This is a genomic window from Pseudoalteromonas sp. T1lg122, from assembly GCF_002964825.1.
Classification (GTDB): Bacteria; Pseudomonadota; Gammaproteobacteria; order Enterobacterales; family Alteromonadaceae; genus Pseudoalteromonas; species Pseudoalteromonas gelatinilytica.
In genome coordinates, this window is sequence record NZ_PQCG01000001.1 from 763,207 (window position 1) to 778,170 (window position 14,964).

Genomic DNA, 14,964 nt, shown 5'->3' on the forward strand with positions numbered 1-14,964 from the left:
TTTAAAGTTATCTAAAATAAAGTAAGCTAACCAATTCTGTAACACTTAAAGTTACCTATTGGGTTTTTATTATGCAACAACACGAAGTCACCGCCTTATTTGATCAACAAGCAGCTAATTACGATTCACAATGGCAAAACATGGCGCCTATTAGCCAAGCCTTATATTTTATGATGTCGCCTTTATTCAGCAAACTGCCAAGCAATGCGCATATTCTCTGCGTTGGAGCGGGTACCGGAAATGAAATTTTGCATTTAGCACAGGCATTTCCCGCATTTCGCTTCACCGCTGTTGAACCCTCGACTGAAATGATCAAAGTATGCAAACACAATTTAACGCAAGCAGGGGTTGCACATCGCTGCCAGTTTCATAATGGCTATGTAGATTCACTCAAAAACTTGATGCCCTTTGATGCAGCGACAGCCGTGTTAGTGTCGCAGTTTATTGTGGATGAACCTAAACGAGTGGCATTTTTTGCAGATATTCACAAACGTTTAAAACCAGGCGGGTTACTTGTCAGCGCAGACTTAAGTGCCAATCAAAGTGCCAGCACTTACCCAGAGCAGCTTAGTCACTGGTTAAGTGTGATGTCATCAGCCGCAGTCAGCCCTGAACAAATTGAAAGAGTAAAACTAGCTTATGAAAATGACGTTGCTTTAAAAGAGACTCACGTCATTGAAAACATCATTACCGAGTCAGGTTTTACGGGCGTTTACCCTTTTTATCAAGCAGGCCTAATAAAAGCATTCACCGGTGTTAAAGCGTTGTTTAAGCCACAGACACTCGATTGCGGCCTGACTTTTTAGCTTGATACATAGCTTGGTCGGCCCTCTCGATCGCTGCTTCGATATCATCATCGGCATTTATTAGCGTAACACCAAAAGAGCCAGTTACATTAATGTGTTTACCTTTGCCTATTTCAATTTTTAAAGCTTCAACGCCTGCTCTTAATCGCTCAGAAAATGATTTGGCGCCTTCTAGCTCTGTTTGCGGTAAGCAAACTAAAAACTCTTCGCCGCCATAGCGATACAATTGATCGTACTCTCTTAGATGAGATTTAATGAATTTAACAAGTGCGATTAACACCTTATCGCCCACTGCATGGCCAAACTCATCATTCACTTGCTTAAAGTGATCAAGGTCGATCATTATCAGTGCGCAGCTGAGCGATTTACGTTTGCAAAGCTCATGCTCTTTTTGCAGGTTTTCTACTAAATTTGTTCGGTTTGATGCACCGGTTAAAGGGTCTCGGGTGTGCAGCAGTTCAGAGAACTCATCAATAAGGGTGTCAAATAACTCACGTAACCTATCTAAATCGGCATGAAACTGATCCAATAGATTGACCGAAATAGCAGACTTAGTTTCTTTTAACGATAACAGGACCGTGGCACCTTGATGCATTTTTTGATGTGCACAAGCGATCTCTGAAAAATAAGGATGAAGGTTTAGGGTCTGCTCGGGAAGCTTATTAAACCATTGCCCAAAGCGACAGAGGTTATGAGCATTATCTGCTAAGTCTTGTTCATTTACGGGAGTATCTGCAATTAAGCATCTTAACAAATTTTTATACCATGACTGATGCCACTCTATAGCTTGCTCAATTTCTGCAATCACGTCTTCAAGCTGGGTATTCGACAGTGAACTAATGCCTTGCCCAGTGTTTTGATGCATAGCCAATGAAAGATTTCCGCTTTATTATTTTATTTCCCAAAACAGTACCTAAGGTCTGTGACAAACACAACTTAAAGCGTTGTTAAGCGATAGTTTATTCAACTAAGCGGTAACCTACGGCAGGCTCGGTTAAGATATGTTTAGGACTCGCCGCATTTTGTTCAAGCTTTTGTCTTAACTGACCAATATGTACACGAACATATTCAGGGCGATTAATATACTGCTCTCCCCACACCTCAGATAAAATGGCGTTATGCGTTAACACCTTGTCTTTTTGCTGAAATAACAACAGCAAAATAGCGTACTCTTTTTTAGTTAGTTTAACTTCTTCAGCGCCTTTACGGACCACATGTTTATGCGGGTCGATGTGAATATCGCCACATTGCAACGTTAGGCTTGGTGTTGTTTGTGTGCGCAGAAGCACCCGAATACGCGCTAATAATTCGTTTGCGCTGAATGGTTTAGTTAGGTAATCGTTGGCGCCGTTATCAAGGGCGGTGACTTTTTCTGTTTCGCCATCGCGTGCAGAAAGTACTAATACCGGGAGCAGACTCCACTGCCTAAACTCCACCAGCCAATCTTGCCCATCCATATCGAGTAAGCCTAAATCAAGCAGCACTAAATCAAACTGCTGCTGGCTCAAAAGTGCAAACGCATCAAGCCCTTTGGCGCACACACTGACTTCATGTTCACTGGCTTTTAATAGTGTTTTTAAAAAACTTTGCAGAGGCGGTGAGTCCTCTAAAACCAAAATATTAGCCACGACTGTTACTCCAAATTAATTTAGCTGTTGCCTGCTTTGTCTGCTCATTGAGGGTTAATTCAAAGCGCCCTTTATGACATTTAGCAACCACATCGCAGATCACACTCCCTAAGCCAACGCCTTCATCTTGACTTGTCTCATGCTTATTCGCAAAAGGGTTAGTTAACACAATTTGGTATTCGTCTTGTGTTTCAATAAATTGCATGTTCGCCGAACCATTTCCGTAACGAGCTGCGTTTTCGAGCATATTGGCAAAGGCAATTTCCAGTAGGGTTTCATCGCCAAAACAGATGCTTTGTTGCTGAGCTTCGATATGCAGTTTAAAGTTTTGTAGTTGTTGCTGACGGCGTGATTTAGCTTCGCTGATTAAGGTCAAAATGGGTAGTTTTTGCCATTTAATATTCTCAGCTAACTTATTCACTTTACTGAGCTCCATGACTTTATCAAAGTGCTGGTTAAGAATTTTACTTTGCTCATAAATATTAGCAGCTTGCTCTTTGATAACCTCAGAGCTTAGTTGAATATCATCATCAGCCAACATGCTTGATGCGCCCATAATGGTCGCTAATGGCGTGCGTAAGTCATGGGATAAACTCCGTAATAAGGTGTTTTTTGACCTCTCAAGCTCCGCCTGTACTTTTATCGCCGCAGATTGCTCGCGTAGTAAAGTTTTTTCTTGAACCTGATACAGTAAAGAGCACGCTGTATTCGCCAAAGCCTGTTGCTCTGCATTAAGTGATTTGGCAAACGCGATGCCGCCAAATTCCGCTTGTTGTTCATTTAAATAAATAAACTGCTTAGACGCTGTTAGCTGCCAGTCACATGCAACCTTTAAATGCGCGGCCATGGTTGTTAAAAACAGCTGCTTTTGCTCCTCAAGGCTATCGAGATCATTAAGCTTTTTTGCTAACTCATACAATAAGCGACTATTACTTGCATGGGCTTGCACATCGCGAACCTTGGTATTGAGCTCTCCGGCAAGGTGGCTTATCACTAAACCTACAATCAACATCACCAAAAAGGTGACCACATATTCAATATTTTCGATGTGAAAAGTAAAGTAAGGCACCACATAAAACCAGTCCATGCAGGCAACACTCACCAAGGTGGTAAGCGCTGCAACACGACGATTACTGCGCACCGCAACCCATGTCACCCACAGTAGCTGTAGCATCACAATATCGGTGGTTGTAAACAGTTCTCGAAACGGAAATATCGCAAGCACCACCACAAGTGGCATCAACACACTTAAAAATGCGGCTTTTAAATACTGTATTTTGAATACTGACTGCATCATCTTTTCACTTATTGTTTGTCCCTATTAGATTAAAGGGTTTTCAATTTTGTCACTATAAAGTTTTTATAAAGTTTTTTTATCTCGGCATAAAATCTTTATAAAGCTTTCAACCTCTCTAAAGACTTCTGTTTTTTTGCCATTAGCATTTAGCGCGTACCCACAACAGCGAGAAAGACAATGGCTCAGTTTGCAGTAATCGGATTAGGACGTTTTGGCGTAACCGCCTGTTTAGAACTTTCAAAACAAGGTCATACAGTGTGTGCTGCCGATATTAGCGAAAGCACCGTTAATCACTATGCCGACCAACTCAGTTTTACCGTGGTGGTTGATGCCAGTGATGAAACACAATTAGCACGGCTCGATTTACCTAGTTGCCAAGCCGTATTGGTGGCCATTGGCGAGAATATTGAAGCCAGTATTTTATGTGTATTGCATTTAAAAAACTTAGGCGTAAAGCAAATTTGGGTAAAGGCCTGTACCAAAAGCCATCATCAGATACTAAGTAAACTCGGCGTTGACCGCATCATTCACCCTGAAGAAGAAATGGGCGTAAGGGTTGCACAAGCGCTTAACTACCCAATGGTTAATCAATATTTCCCGCTTAACCAATCCACGTTTATTGTTGAACTAGGCATTGATCTGCAGCTTTCAGGTCGCAAAATTGGCTGGCTCCTCAAAGAGCGTAATAGCGATATTAAACCACTCACTCTGCGACGTGATGATTACTTCAATACAGAACTGACTAACGACACCGAACTGCGTCACGGCGATAGTCTGGTGCTACTGGGCTCTAAAACTTACTTAACTAAATTAGCAAAACGGTTTCGTGCATTATGATTAACTGGCAAGCCAATGTTTACCCTAAACAATTTAGCGGTGTAAAGTGCCGTAAGCGGCAAAAAATAAACCCACCTTTAGTGCTCACTATCGGCTTTATTGTGTTAATTATGCTCGGCACGGGCTTGCTTATGCTACCAATGGCAAGCACCCAACCGATCAGCTTGCTCGATGCATTATTTACGGCAACCTCTGCGGTTACAGTAACAGGGCTGGTGGTCATCGACACCGGTACTGATCTGACTGTATTTGGTCAAAGCGTGGTCATGCTGCTGATTCAAATAGGTGGCATTGGCTTTATGACCGTGGCGGTGATTTCAATTTTAAGTTTAGGAAAAACATTAGGCTTACAGCAACGCTTACTCGCCAGCCGCGCTTTTGACACCAACGATTTAACCTCGGTGATCAAGGTCGCTAAGTATGTTTTAGTGTATTCATTAGTGATTGAGTCGGTGGCATTTTGCTTACTCTTTATTAGTTGGTTCGATGACTACGGCGCACTAAAAAGCGCCTATCACAGTCTGTTTTATACGATTTCGGCGTTCAATAATGCGGGCTTTGCGTTAAGTGGCGATAGCTTATCGGCATTCAAGGGCGATATAACCGTAAACGTAGTGATCACCGCTTTGTTTATCATCGGCGGTTTAGGGTTTACCGTACTGATTGATATCTACAAACAAAAGCGCTGGTCATTACTATCAACCAATACCCGCCTGGTGTTAATTGCCACCTTAGTGCTCAACTGCATCGCATTTATATTGATTTTTTTCTTTGAACACGCCAATCCTGCAACATTAGCGCCGCTATCAACGTCTGAGCAAATATTAACGGCTTGGTTTCAAGCGGTGACTCCTCGTACCGCAGGATTTAATACCCTACCGATTGATGGTTTGAGTCAAGATTCAACGCTTTTGACTATGCTGCTGATGGTAATTGGCGGTGGTTCAGTCAGTACGGCGAGCGGCATAAAACTAGGCACCTTTGTGATCCTAATTTTAGCCATGCGCAGCTATTTAAAACAGCAAACCACGGTCACCGTGTTTAACCGTCAACTGAGCGACAAGTTAGTGATAAAAGCATTAAGCGTCATGATACTGTACTTATTTATCGCTTTTACCAGCATTATGATCATCACTAAGCTTGAACAAGGGTCGTTACTAGATATCACCTTTGAGGCAATTTCGGCACTTAGTACCGTAGGCCTTTCGCGAGGTATAACTGGGGATTTAAGTGCGCCTAGTCAGCTCATCATCATACTATTGATGTTGATAGGTCGGGTTGGGCCATTAACCTTTGCTTATTGTTTTGCTCGCCAGCACAGCCAACCTTTGACCTACCCGACTACCAGTATTCAAATTGGTTAAGTATACAGTTTTGACACTTTTTAGTGTTAAAACTGTACACCTAAAACCCTGCTACAACTGCTGTAGCAGGGCTTTAATGTCACTGTAGCGCTGCTGTTCGCAAAGGCCAAAACCTGAAAGCTGCCTGACTTTATTACGGGTAAATAAAGGCACGCTCATGCCTGCTAAAAAGCGGCACTGAGTATCGATGCTGACTTCACTCACCCCTTTAGCGGCTAAGTGCTGTTTTAGCTCAGTAACTTTGCTGGCAATCACATTTTGCTCAGGCATTTGATGCACTAATGAATAGCTAAGCTTTACTTGCTGGCCTCTACACACTGAACAATGGCCACATTGCTGGGGTGCATTCTGGTCATCAAAATAGCGAGCTAAGTTATAACTTGAGCAGCTATCAAGTTCAAAAAAGCGTACTAAAGTGGCGATACGTTTAATTTCAGCCTGCTCTTTCTCGATAAAATATTGGTGCAGTTGCGGTGCTAAATCAGCATGGCTTATTACCGTGTTATTCACCTCATACACTTGCGTAATACGTTTAGTTTCAAGGGCAATATGACCTTTTTCGGCCAAATAATCGAGCGCTGCAACCACACGTTTTCTATCAACTTGAGTGGCACGGGTTAACGCATCAAAATTAAGTGTGCCCCAAATTTTCTTAAATTCGGTGTGTTTGAATACCTGTTGTAAAAACGCTTGTCGGTCAGCATCAAACAGGCTAAGTAGCTCGTTTTGCTCCGTTAAAAACTTATATTTAAAATCGGCGTAATAGGCATATAAAGGTGTAATAGCCCCTTGCATTTCTAACTGCACCAGTAAGGTTTTTAACGCTAAAGCACGAATATTACTTTCGCTCGATAAGCTGTACTCTTGCATTTCCCACTGGTTGTTCGTTTGCTCGTTACGAATGTTATAGATGACATAGTCAATCCCACTTTGCTCGGGAGTGTCGGCATAAACAAAGTTCTCCACGGTATTTAAGCCATCAAGGTTTGCTAGGGTAAAACAGTTTGATGGCGCACCATCTCGCCCTGCGCGGCCAATTTCTTGGCTATAATTTTCAATCGATTTTGGCAAATCATAGTGGATCACAAAGCGAATATCAGACTTATCAACGCCCATCCCAAAAGCAATGGTTGCCACAACGATATTGATTTTACCCGCCATAAAATCATCTTGAATTTGCCAGCGTTTATCATCCTCAAGGCCTGCATGATAAGCCACCGCATTATAGCCCGCTCTTGCCAAGCCTTCGGCTACTTGCTCGGCGGTATGTTGTAAGGTGACATAAACAATCCCAGCCCCTTGTTGGCTGGCTATGATACTTGCTAATTGCTGAGGTTTTTCTTGGCTTGCAACACTAAGCACTGATAAATCGAGGTTGCTGCGGTAAAAGCCCGTCTGTACTACACATTCTGGGGCAATAGCAAAACGCTCGCACATATCGCGCTTTACTTTTTTAGTGGCGGTGGCGGTAAGTAGCAATACCAATGGAATATTAAGCTCTTCACGATAGCGCGGCAGTTTTAAGTAGTCAGGCCTAAAATTGTGACCCCATTCAGATATACAGTGTGCTTCATCAACCACCAGCATCGAAATAGGCACTTGTTTAATAAATTCACGAAAGCGCTCATTCTTAAAGCGCTCAACTGAGACCATTAAAATTTTCACCTTCCCTGATCGCACATCACTCATTACCGTATGGCTTTGCTCACTGGTTTGGCTTGAATCAAGGCTTGCCGCGTAAATACCTTTGCTATTTAAAAAGCTGATTTGATCTTTCATCAGCGCCAATAATGGCGATACCACTAAGGTCAAGTTGGGTAAGTGCAATGCGGTTAATTGATAACACAACGATTTACCCGAGCCAGTTGGAAAAATTGCCAACGACGATTGCTGATTTAATAACTGCTCAATAGTTTGTTGCTGACCTTGGCGGAACTCATTAAAGCCAAAGTATTGATTCAACGAAGTGTGTAGTGGTGTAGTCATCCTGATCCCTCACTGTCATTTCCCTTTTCAGGTAATGATAGGTCTCTTACTGCGAATTAGCCATGTTAACCCGTTTAACTCAATCTCCCAAGACCGTTAATATAACTTAGCGCACTATATAGTTCTTAACTGGTACTGACAAAATCATCAAAAAGGCGCACAATGAGCACGTTGCCATGGGGTATTGAAGGATGGACTTGCAATACCTAAGCGCTTTTTCGCAAGAGTGTTTAGGTATTATACTTTTGAGGGCAACGTAATGATTAACCAACCTCCTAAAATCGTGATAGTCGGTGGTGGCGCTGGTGGCTTAGAACTGGCAACACAATTAGGACACAAACTCGGGAAAAAACGCCAAGCAGAGATACTTTTAATCGATAAAAACCGCAGCCATATTTGGAAGCCGTTACTTCATGAAGTAGCGACGGGGTCGATTGATGCCGATTTAGACGGCGTTGTATACTCGGCTCATGCAGCAAAACATCATTATAATTTTCAACTCGGCAGCTTTTGCCACTTAGATCAAACCAACAAAACCATTACTTTAAGCGAGTTAAAAGACGAACTTGGCCACCGCATTTTACCTGAGCGCCAAGTCAGTTATGACTACCTTGTACTTGCCATTGGCAGTGTTAGTAACGACTTTAATACCCCAGGTGTTAACAAGCACTGTTTTTACCTTGATTCAAACCAACAAGCTGAGCGCTTTCAGCATGCTCTACTCGATAACTTCACCCGCTTACATCAAGATGACGACCCACAACATTCTTTAACCATTGCCATAGTGGGGGGGGGTGCAACCGGGGTTGAGCTGTCGGCAGAGCTTTATCATGTGTCAGACATGCTAAAAATGTATGGCCTTAATAAAATGACCGCTAAACGCTTACACATTGATTTAATTGAAGCAGGGCCGCGAATTTTACCTGCTTTACCCGAGCGCATTGCAAACTCGGCTAAACGAGAGCTAGTTAAGTTAGGAGTAACAGTACGCGAAGGCACACAAGTAAAAGAAGCCACAGAAAACAGCTTTATCACCAAAAACGATGAACATATCAAAGCCGATATCATGGTTTGGGCTGCGGGTGTAAAAGCCCCTGATTTCATTAAAGATATTGGTGTCTTTGAGCTTACCCGCAATAACCAAATTAGGGTGAACCAATATCTGCAAAGTAGCGTAAACGACGATATCTTTGTGATTGGTGATTGCTGTGCATTTACTCAAGAAGATGGCACACAAGTGCCACCCAGAGCGCAATCGGCCCATCAAATGGCGCAATGTGTTGAAAAAAACCTAATAGCCACACTCAAAAACCAGCCACTCAGTGCCTTTACCTACAGTGATCATGGCTCTTTAGTTAACTTGTCACGCTACAGTACGGTAGGTAGTTTAATGGGCAACCTAACCAGCAATAGCTTTTTTATTGAGGGGAAAATAGCGCGATTTATGTATATTTCGCTCTATCGTATGCATCAACGTGCCATCCATGGCAGCGCAAAAACCTTTGCACTGTGGATCAGCGAAAAAGTACTACGCGTTGTTAGGCCAAAAATGAAACTGCATTAAGCTACAGCATAAAGCCGGCAAATTAGTTGTTTGTCGGCTATTTGTGCACTTCGTCCCCAAGTCATTGACATCAAAATATAAAGCCATACACTTCAGGCAAAATAAATCCATGGATTGAATATGAAAAAAGGTATTTCACTAACCGTTTTTGCAGGGCTTTGTGCCTGTGGGACCTACCTGATATTAGATAAACCCACTCCCATCGAAGCGATAAGCAACAAAGTCTCGACATCTTCTGCTAATATCGCTGAACAAAAGAAAGCTACGAGTTTCTTTGAACCATCAAGCCAGCCAAATAGTAAAGCATCAGAGCTGGCTAAGCTCAAGCTAGCCAAACACCAGTGTAAGCAACAAAGTTTAAAAGCCACTCAAGCTGCAGCTGATCACAGTCAAATAGAGGCAGCGATTAAACAAGCATTAAAAGACGGCGACTCTCTTGAAGATATTTTAAGTTATTCAGAGCTTGTGAAAATATCTTACCGTTCATTTAATACCTTAGTTATTAACGCAATCAAAGAGAATGCAGAACAGCAATTTCAATATGCCTCATCTTTTAGCATACTAAAAAGCTGGCAAGGGCTTGAGGTCATTGATTATTTTGATGCAGATACAATCAATCAACTAACGGCAATTAATGGACCCCTTAGCCAAAATACAGGTTCAATGATGTTTAATGTTCCATTACCTGAGCAAGTAAACAAAACAGCATTGTACAAACTATTAGATAACAACGATGATTTTAATACCTATTTAAAAACACCATTTAAAATCGGTCCATCACGGCTCATTTCACCATCTATTTTGTTTCTTGCTAATGCTCATACGCTTAGTTTGACTGAGTTTGAAAACGCAATATCCAGCAAAGAGTTTACTGTTAACGATATCGCTGTGGCTTTAAAAAGCAACTTACCTAATGATTATTTAACAGCACTGATCTCTCAAACAGCACAGCTAGGCGGCTCGCCTACAGCAATGAGTGATGACTTTATAGATGAACAACTGTATTTTAACCTTGCTGATGTGGCTGTGAGTGAATTTAACGTAGCAATTTTAAAGTTGTTAAGTGAACGAGGTATTGAGCCCACTAATCAGCCAAATGTATTTACAGCGATGGATATAGCCATTGTAAACCTAAAGGGCAGCTCAAATAGCGAAGTACAGCCACTAGAGAGCAAACACTTAGAAACACTAAGTTATCTAAAAAATAAAGGTTATCGAGCTCACGGCGAGCTTGTGCGCGACACACAGAACGATAGGCTACTGATGCTTAAATCTTCATTTTTACCGAGTAGCCTTTTATTTGTTGGCGACCAAGTTGCTAATGATGCTTTTTCTCAGTTCAAAGATTTAAAGCTAATCCCAAATAACCAAGCATTTAAGCGTAAAGAAAAAGATAACTCTGCAATATCAAAAGCACTCAGTGCCTATGAGAGAAAAAAACAGCAAGCCAAAAAAATAACTCCTGAGTGTGAAACGATAGATCAGCGGATCAATTCACTAGAAGCGATAAAAACACGCTCTCAAGCACTCGAAGAATTAGAAGCGCTCGAAGCGCAACAAGGCTTACTAACTCCCGATACGCTTCAAGCAATCGACCCTGTGCAGGTTCATAATTGGCAATTCTTGCATTTAAATGATTATAAATATCAAGCCTCAACGCAGTATCAAACCTACAAAGAAGTACTTGTCGAAAAAGACTTTAATACTGTTGCAACGATTACCCAAACAGCAAAGCTCAGTACCCACCAGACAAATATGTTGCTTGCAGCAACAATAGAAAACGCTCAACAATTGACGTCTATTTGGCAAAACAGAGTCGCTCCAACTGCACCTGAAAATCTTTTTGTATTTACTAAGTTACCATTAGCACAATGGCAAACATTAGCCGATAGTGGCTTTGATTTTTCATTAAAAGACATGCAAAACAACGATATGTATTTTTATGCAAGCATGCATTCAAAAGAAGCAGTTAAGTTTTTAATGAGCCTTGCAGTTGCACATGATTTTTCTAAACCTGGGCTTGATATTCTCGACCAAGCACTGGAGCAAAGCTATAACACACAAACTCTTGCAGACTATATGCCAAGCGCATTAAAACTTGTTGACCAATATGAGCCTAACCACTTTCGTCGTGCCCAGCGTCTAAAAGTTTTTGTCCCTGATGTTTATGAAGAGCTTATTAAACTTGAGCCAAAACTTGCACCCAAAGATGGCACTGTAATGAATAACTATCAGTACAGCGCTTATTAAGCTCCTTAGCTATTTGAGCCGTAAATTAACCTACCTGTTTACAGCTCATCCGCGTATAATGCCCACTTTTTGTGGGGCGCAAAAATTGAATATTATTACTCTAAGCGTTTTATCGCTTGCAATGTCGACTGATGCTTTTGCAGCTTCAATCACCAAAGGCAGTACGCTTAAAAATCCTCGCGTTCTGAGTGCAATCAAGCTTGGTTTATTGTTTGGCTGTATCGAAGCTATCGCACCGATTGTTGGCTGGCTAATTGGCAGTGCCGGTGCAGATTACGTTGAAGCCTTTGATCACTGGATTGCCTTTGTGTTGTTAGTGGGTTTGGGTGTTCATATGCTGCTTGAGAGTCGTAAAGAAGATGACGACGATGAAGAGGAACTTGCACCGAATACCAAGCGCTCTTTCATTGCCACATTACTAACCGCTGTTGGCACCAGTATCGATGCCATGACAGTCGGTATTAGCCTTGCTTTCATGAAAGTAAACATTTACTTAGCAGCCGCTATGATAGGCCTAGCAACCACAATTATGGTTACCATCGGCGCACTACTTGGTAACGTAATGAGTGGCTGGGTTGGCAAAAAGGCCGAAGCAATCGGCGGTGTTGCACTTATCTTTATCGGCTGTGGCATCCTATACAGCCACACCATGGCTTAACCTAATAGCTTATCAAACTCTTCTTTGGGCATGGGCTTATGAAAATAGTACCCTTGCCCAAGCTCGCAGCCTAAATCGATTAAACTATTTAAGTGCTGCTTTTCTTCAATACCTTCAGCCACTATTTGTAAATTCAAGGTATGCGCTAAACTGGTGATGGTTCTAACAATGTCCATACTTTGCGTATCAGTGAGCATATCTCTCACAAAAGATTGATCTATTTTGAGTACATCGACGGGGAAGAGTTTTAAATACGACAAACTTGAATAGCCCGTACCAAAGTCGTCTATGGCAATGGTTAACCCCAAGTCAGAGAGCTTATTAAGCATCATTTTTATTTCTTCAAAATCATGCATCAACGCACTTTCAGTTACTTCCAGCTCTAACAGTTCACTGGCAAGCCCCGCTTGTTCAATGGTATCAGCAACGAGATTACAAAAATTACCATCGGTAAACTGTTTTGCAGCAATATTTACGGCAACTTTTATATTATGGCCTTTATCAGCCCACTCTTTAGCAGCGATACAGCTTTGCTTAAGCACTGACTTACCTAGCGCATGAATCAAGCCTGTTTCTTCAGCAAGGGGTATAAAATCCAGTGGTGAAATAAGTTTATTGTCGTTATCTCTTAGTCGCACTAAGGCTTCTACACCAATGATTTTCCGGGTTGCGAGCGCTAGTTTCGGCTGATAAAACACCTCAATCTTATCTTGCTCAATAGCATGTCTTAAGAGCTTTTCAACGCTTTGACGCTGCTTAAATTGATACTCTAAGTCATCGGAGTAATAGCAAAAACGGTTACGTCCCTGCTCTTTCGCACGGTACATGGCTGCATCGGCATGAGTCATCATCTCTTCTGCTTGAGTAGAGTCCGCAGGGTTAACACTCACCCCCACACTGACTGATAAAATATACTCTTGGCTATCAATACGAAACGGCTCATTCATGGTGTTAATAATATCGCTGGCAATGGCATCGACCACAGTAGTACTCTGCACGTCAGGTAATAAAATCACAAATTCATCACCGCCAATTCGAGCTAACGTGGTATTCAAATCGATGAGTGATTCAAGCCGTTTAGCCACATGCTTAATAATTAAATCGCCTTGATGATGACCTAGGGTGTCGTTTAAATATTTAAAGTGGTCGATATCAATCAGCATTAAGGCCACTTTTTTCTTCATACTGCGAGCAACTTTACATGCATGGGTGACCCTGTCATGCAATAACACCCGATTAGGCAAATCCGTTAGTAAATCATGATTTGCTAAATGACTCATTTTCACGGCCATCGCGATTGATTCACTGACATCATGAAACACGATAATACCGCCGATGATGTTTCCTTCAATATCCCGTATTGGCGCAGCTGAATCTTCGACTCTATAAACTCGTCCATCAAGCCCGGTTAATTGACTATTTAACGCCATCGCCACAATGCGCTGCTCTTTTAAAGCAACAGAAATTGGATTGATAATTTTTTTGTTTGATGTGGCATCAGTGAGTTGCATTACCTCTTCAATATGGCGTCCTTTTGCTTCTTCAGCGTGCCAACCCGTTAATCGCTCAGCAATAGGGTTCATAAAGTTAATAATTGCATTATTATCTGTAGCTATTACGGCATCACCAATAGAATTAAGCATAACCCGTAAACGTTCTGACTCATTCGATAACAGTTTTTTTGTATGGGTAATTGAGGTGATGTCCGAAAGAGTAAGAATGACACCAACAACCTCTTGCTCTTTTATTCTTAAATTTATTTGCGCTCGAACATATTCAATTCTATTGCGAGGGCTAGGCAGCTGAATATTTAAAACTTCTTGCTCTATGCCCTCAGTTAAGCAGCGGTGAAAAGCCTCATACAATTCATCTGGTAATACATCTTTAGCGGAACAACCAAGCATTTGCTCGCTGGTTTTTGAAAACCAATGGCAGGTTTCATCATTACTAAAGAGGTTTTCCTCAGTATTTGACCAGTAAGATATATACACAGGTACTTGCGCAACGAGTGTCGAAATATCATTTTTTGCAGCCAGTATTTGCGCCTCTTGGTGTTTAAGCTTTAACTGGTTTTGTACTCTTAGGCGACAAATGTTCAAATCAACGGGTTTATGAATAAGATCAATTCCGCCGCTTGCAAAACTCTGATATTCAAAAATTTGCTCATTATGCGAGGTGACAAAAATCACATGACTTTGTGCGGTTCTTGGGTTGTTTTTAAGCTTTTGACATACTTCAAAGCCATTCATACCAGGCATTTCAATGTCGAGCAAAATCACATCGGGCTGAAAGAAAGCAGCTTTCTCAATTGCTTGTGTGCCATTATCGCAACAAACAATCTCACCAAGGTCACTTAATGACTCGGCCATTATCATCAAACTAGTCGGCTCATCATCAACAACAAGCACTTTGCTGTGTGAATGATCATGATGAGAAAAAAGCATACCCATCGCCTCTGTAAATAGTACTTAAAAAAACTCTAGTCCTATCTCAGCAGACACGCCAACATAAAAAATAATTTTTTAATTCTTAAGTTGTAGAAAATCCCAAAATCCGGTCTATGCTTTATTCATC

11 protein-coding genes are annotated in these 14,964 nt (G+C 41.7%); 6 read left to right on the top strand and 5 right to left on the bottom strand.

Translation table 11 applies throughout. The annotated features are described in order from the left end of the window. The first annotated feature begins 71 nt into the window (after positions 1-71). Positions 72-806 (top strand): class I SAM-dependent methyltransferase, encoded by a 735-nt coding sequence (locus tag C2M33_RS03505; protein WP_105173723.1) that lies wholly within the window; start codon positions 72-74, stop codon positions 804-806. On the opposite strand, the gene C2M33_RS03510 is transcribed toward C2M33_RS03505, so the two are convergent. The 3 genes from C2M33_RS03510 to C2M33_RS03520 form a co-directional block, all read right to left on the bottom strand. Next, positions 769-1,671 carry a diguanylate cyclase gene (locus C2M33_RS03510; protein ID WP_105173724.1) on the bottom strand — a complete coding sequence of 301 codons (903 nt, stop codon included), beginning with the start codon at positions 1,669-1,671 and terminating at the stop codon, positions 769-771. The two genes, C2M33_RS03505 and C2M33_RS03510, sit on opposite strands and share 38 nt — an antisense overlap. Positions 1,672-1,765: 94 nt before the next feature. After that, positions 1,766-2,434: a response regulator transcription factor gene (locus C2M33_RS03515; RefSeq protein ID WP_063704048.1), complete on the bottom strand. Its 669-nt coding sequence runs from the start codon at positions 2,432-2,434 to the stop codon at positions 1,766-1,768. Then, a complete protein-coding gene (locus C2M33_RS03520; protein ID WP_233999089.1) occupies positions 2,427-3,731 on the bottom strand; it encodes a DUF4118 domain-containing protein in 1,305 nt (434 codons plus the stop codon). The genes C2M33_RS03515 and C2M33_RS03520 overlap by 8 nt, the downstream gene beginning before the upstream one ends. Before the next feature lie 177 nt (positions 3,732-3,908). On the opposite strand from C2M33_RS03520, the gene C2M33_RS03525 reads away from it, so the two are divergent. Continuing rightward, complete coding sequence (locus C2M33_RS03525; protein WP_054553462.1) at positions 3,909-4,568, top strand: potassium channel family protein; 660 nt, start codon at positions 3,909-3,911, stop codon at positions 4,566-4,568. Next, positions 4,565-5,932, top strand: coding sequence for a TrkH family potassium uptake protein (locus C2M33_RS03530; protein ID WP_105173725.1), 1,368 nt, complete (start codon positions 4,565-4,567; stop codon positions 5,930-5,932). Before C2M33_RS03525 ends, C2M33_RS03530 begins: the two co-directional genes overlap by 4 nt. 51 nt (positions 5,933-5,983) lie before the next feature. On the opposite strand, the gene C2M33_RS03535 is transcribed toward C2M33_RS03530, so the two are convergent. Beyond that, the gene (locus C2M33_RS03535) at positions 5,984-7,918 is read right to left on the bottom strand and encodes a RecQ family ATP-dependent DNA helicase (RefSeq protein WP_105173726.1); all 1,935 of its coding nucleotides are present in this window, start codon (positions 7,916-7,918) and stop codon (positions 5,984-5,986) included. A gap of 259 nt (positions 7,919-8,177) precedes the next feature. Here C2M33_RS03535 and C2M33_RS03540 point away from each other — a divergent pair, with 259 nt between their 5' ends. From C2M33_RS03540 to C2M33_RS03550, 3 genes are all read left to right on the top strand, one after another. Further along, on the top strand, positions 8,178-9,482 hold the full coding sequence (locus C2M33_RS03540; RefSeq protein ID WP_105173727.1) for an NAD(P)/FAD-dependent oxidoreductase: 1,305 nt from the start codon (positions 8,178-8,180) through the stop codon (positions 9,480-9,482). 120 nt (positions 9,483-9,602) lie between these two features. Continuing rightward, entirely contained in the window at positions 9,603-11,732 is a 2,130-nt protein-coding gene (locus C2M33_RS03545; protein WP_105173728.1) for a hypothetical protein, read from the top strand. Positions 11,733-11,817: 85 nt separating this feature from the next. Next, positions 11,818-12,390 carry a manganese efflux pump MntP gene (locus C2M33_RS03550; protein WP_062564755.1) on the top strand — a complete coding sequence of 191 codons (573 nt, stop codon included), beginning with the start codon at positions 11,818-11,820 and terminating at the stop codon, positions 12,388-12,390. Here C2M33_RS03550 and C2M33_RS03555 read toward each other — a convergent pair. Continuing rightward, positions 12,387-14,834, bottom strand: coding sequence for a two-component system response regulator (locus C2M33_RS03555; RefSeq protein ID WP_105173729.1), 2,448 nt, complete (start codon positions 14,832-14,834; stop codon positions 12,387-12,389). The two genes, C2M33_RS03550 and C2M33_RS03555, sit on opposite strands and share 4 nt — an antisense overlap. Between the last annotated feature and the right edge of the window lie 130 nt (positions 14,835-14,964).

What these genes read in the sequence shown, in the direction of transcription:
- C2M33_RS03505 (WP_105173723.1), top strand. Translation starts at nt 72, where the DNA reads ATGCAACAACACGAAGTCACCGCCTTATTTGATCAACAAGCAGCTAAT.
- C2M33_RS03510 (WP_105173724.1), bottom strand. Translation starts at nt 1,671, where the DNA reads ATGCATCAAAACACTGGGCAAGGCATTAGTTCACTGTCGAATACCCAG.
- C2M33_RS03520 (WP_233999089.1), bottom strand. Translation starts at nt 3,731, where the DNA reads ATGATGCAGTCAGTATTCAAAATACAGTATTTAAAAGCCGCATTTTTA.
- C2M33_RS03525 (WP_054553462.1), top strand. Translation starts at nt 3,909, where the DNA reads ATGGCTCAGTTTGCAGTAATCGGATTAGGACGTTTTGGCGTAACCGCC.
- C2M33_RS03530 (WP_105173725.1), top strand. Translation starts at nt 4,565, where the DNA reads ATGATTAACTGGCAAGCCAATGTTTACCCTAAACAATTTAGCGGTGTA.
- C2M33_RS03535 (WP_105173726.1), bottom strand. Translation starts at nt 7,918, where the DNA reads ATGACTACACCACTACACACTTCGTTGAATCAATACTTTGGCTTTAAT.
- C2M33_RS03540 (WP_105173727.1), top strand. Translation starts at nt 8,178, where the DNA reads ATGATTAACCAACCTCCTAAAATCGTGATAGTCGGTGGTGGCGCTGGT.
- C2M33_RS03545 (WP_105173728.1), top strand. Translation starts at nt 9,603, where the DNA reads ATGAAAAAAGGTATTTCACTAACCGTTTTTGCAGGGCTTTGTGCCTGT.
- C2M33_RS03555 (WP_105173729.1), bottom strand. Translation starts at nt 14,834, where the DNA reads ATGCTTTTTTCTCATCATGATCATTCACACAGCAAAGTGCTTGTTGTT.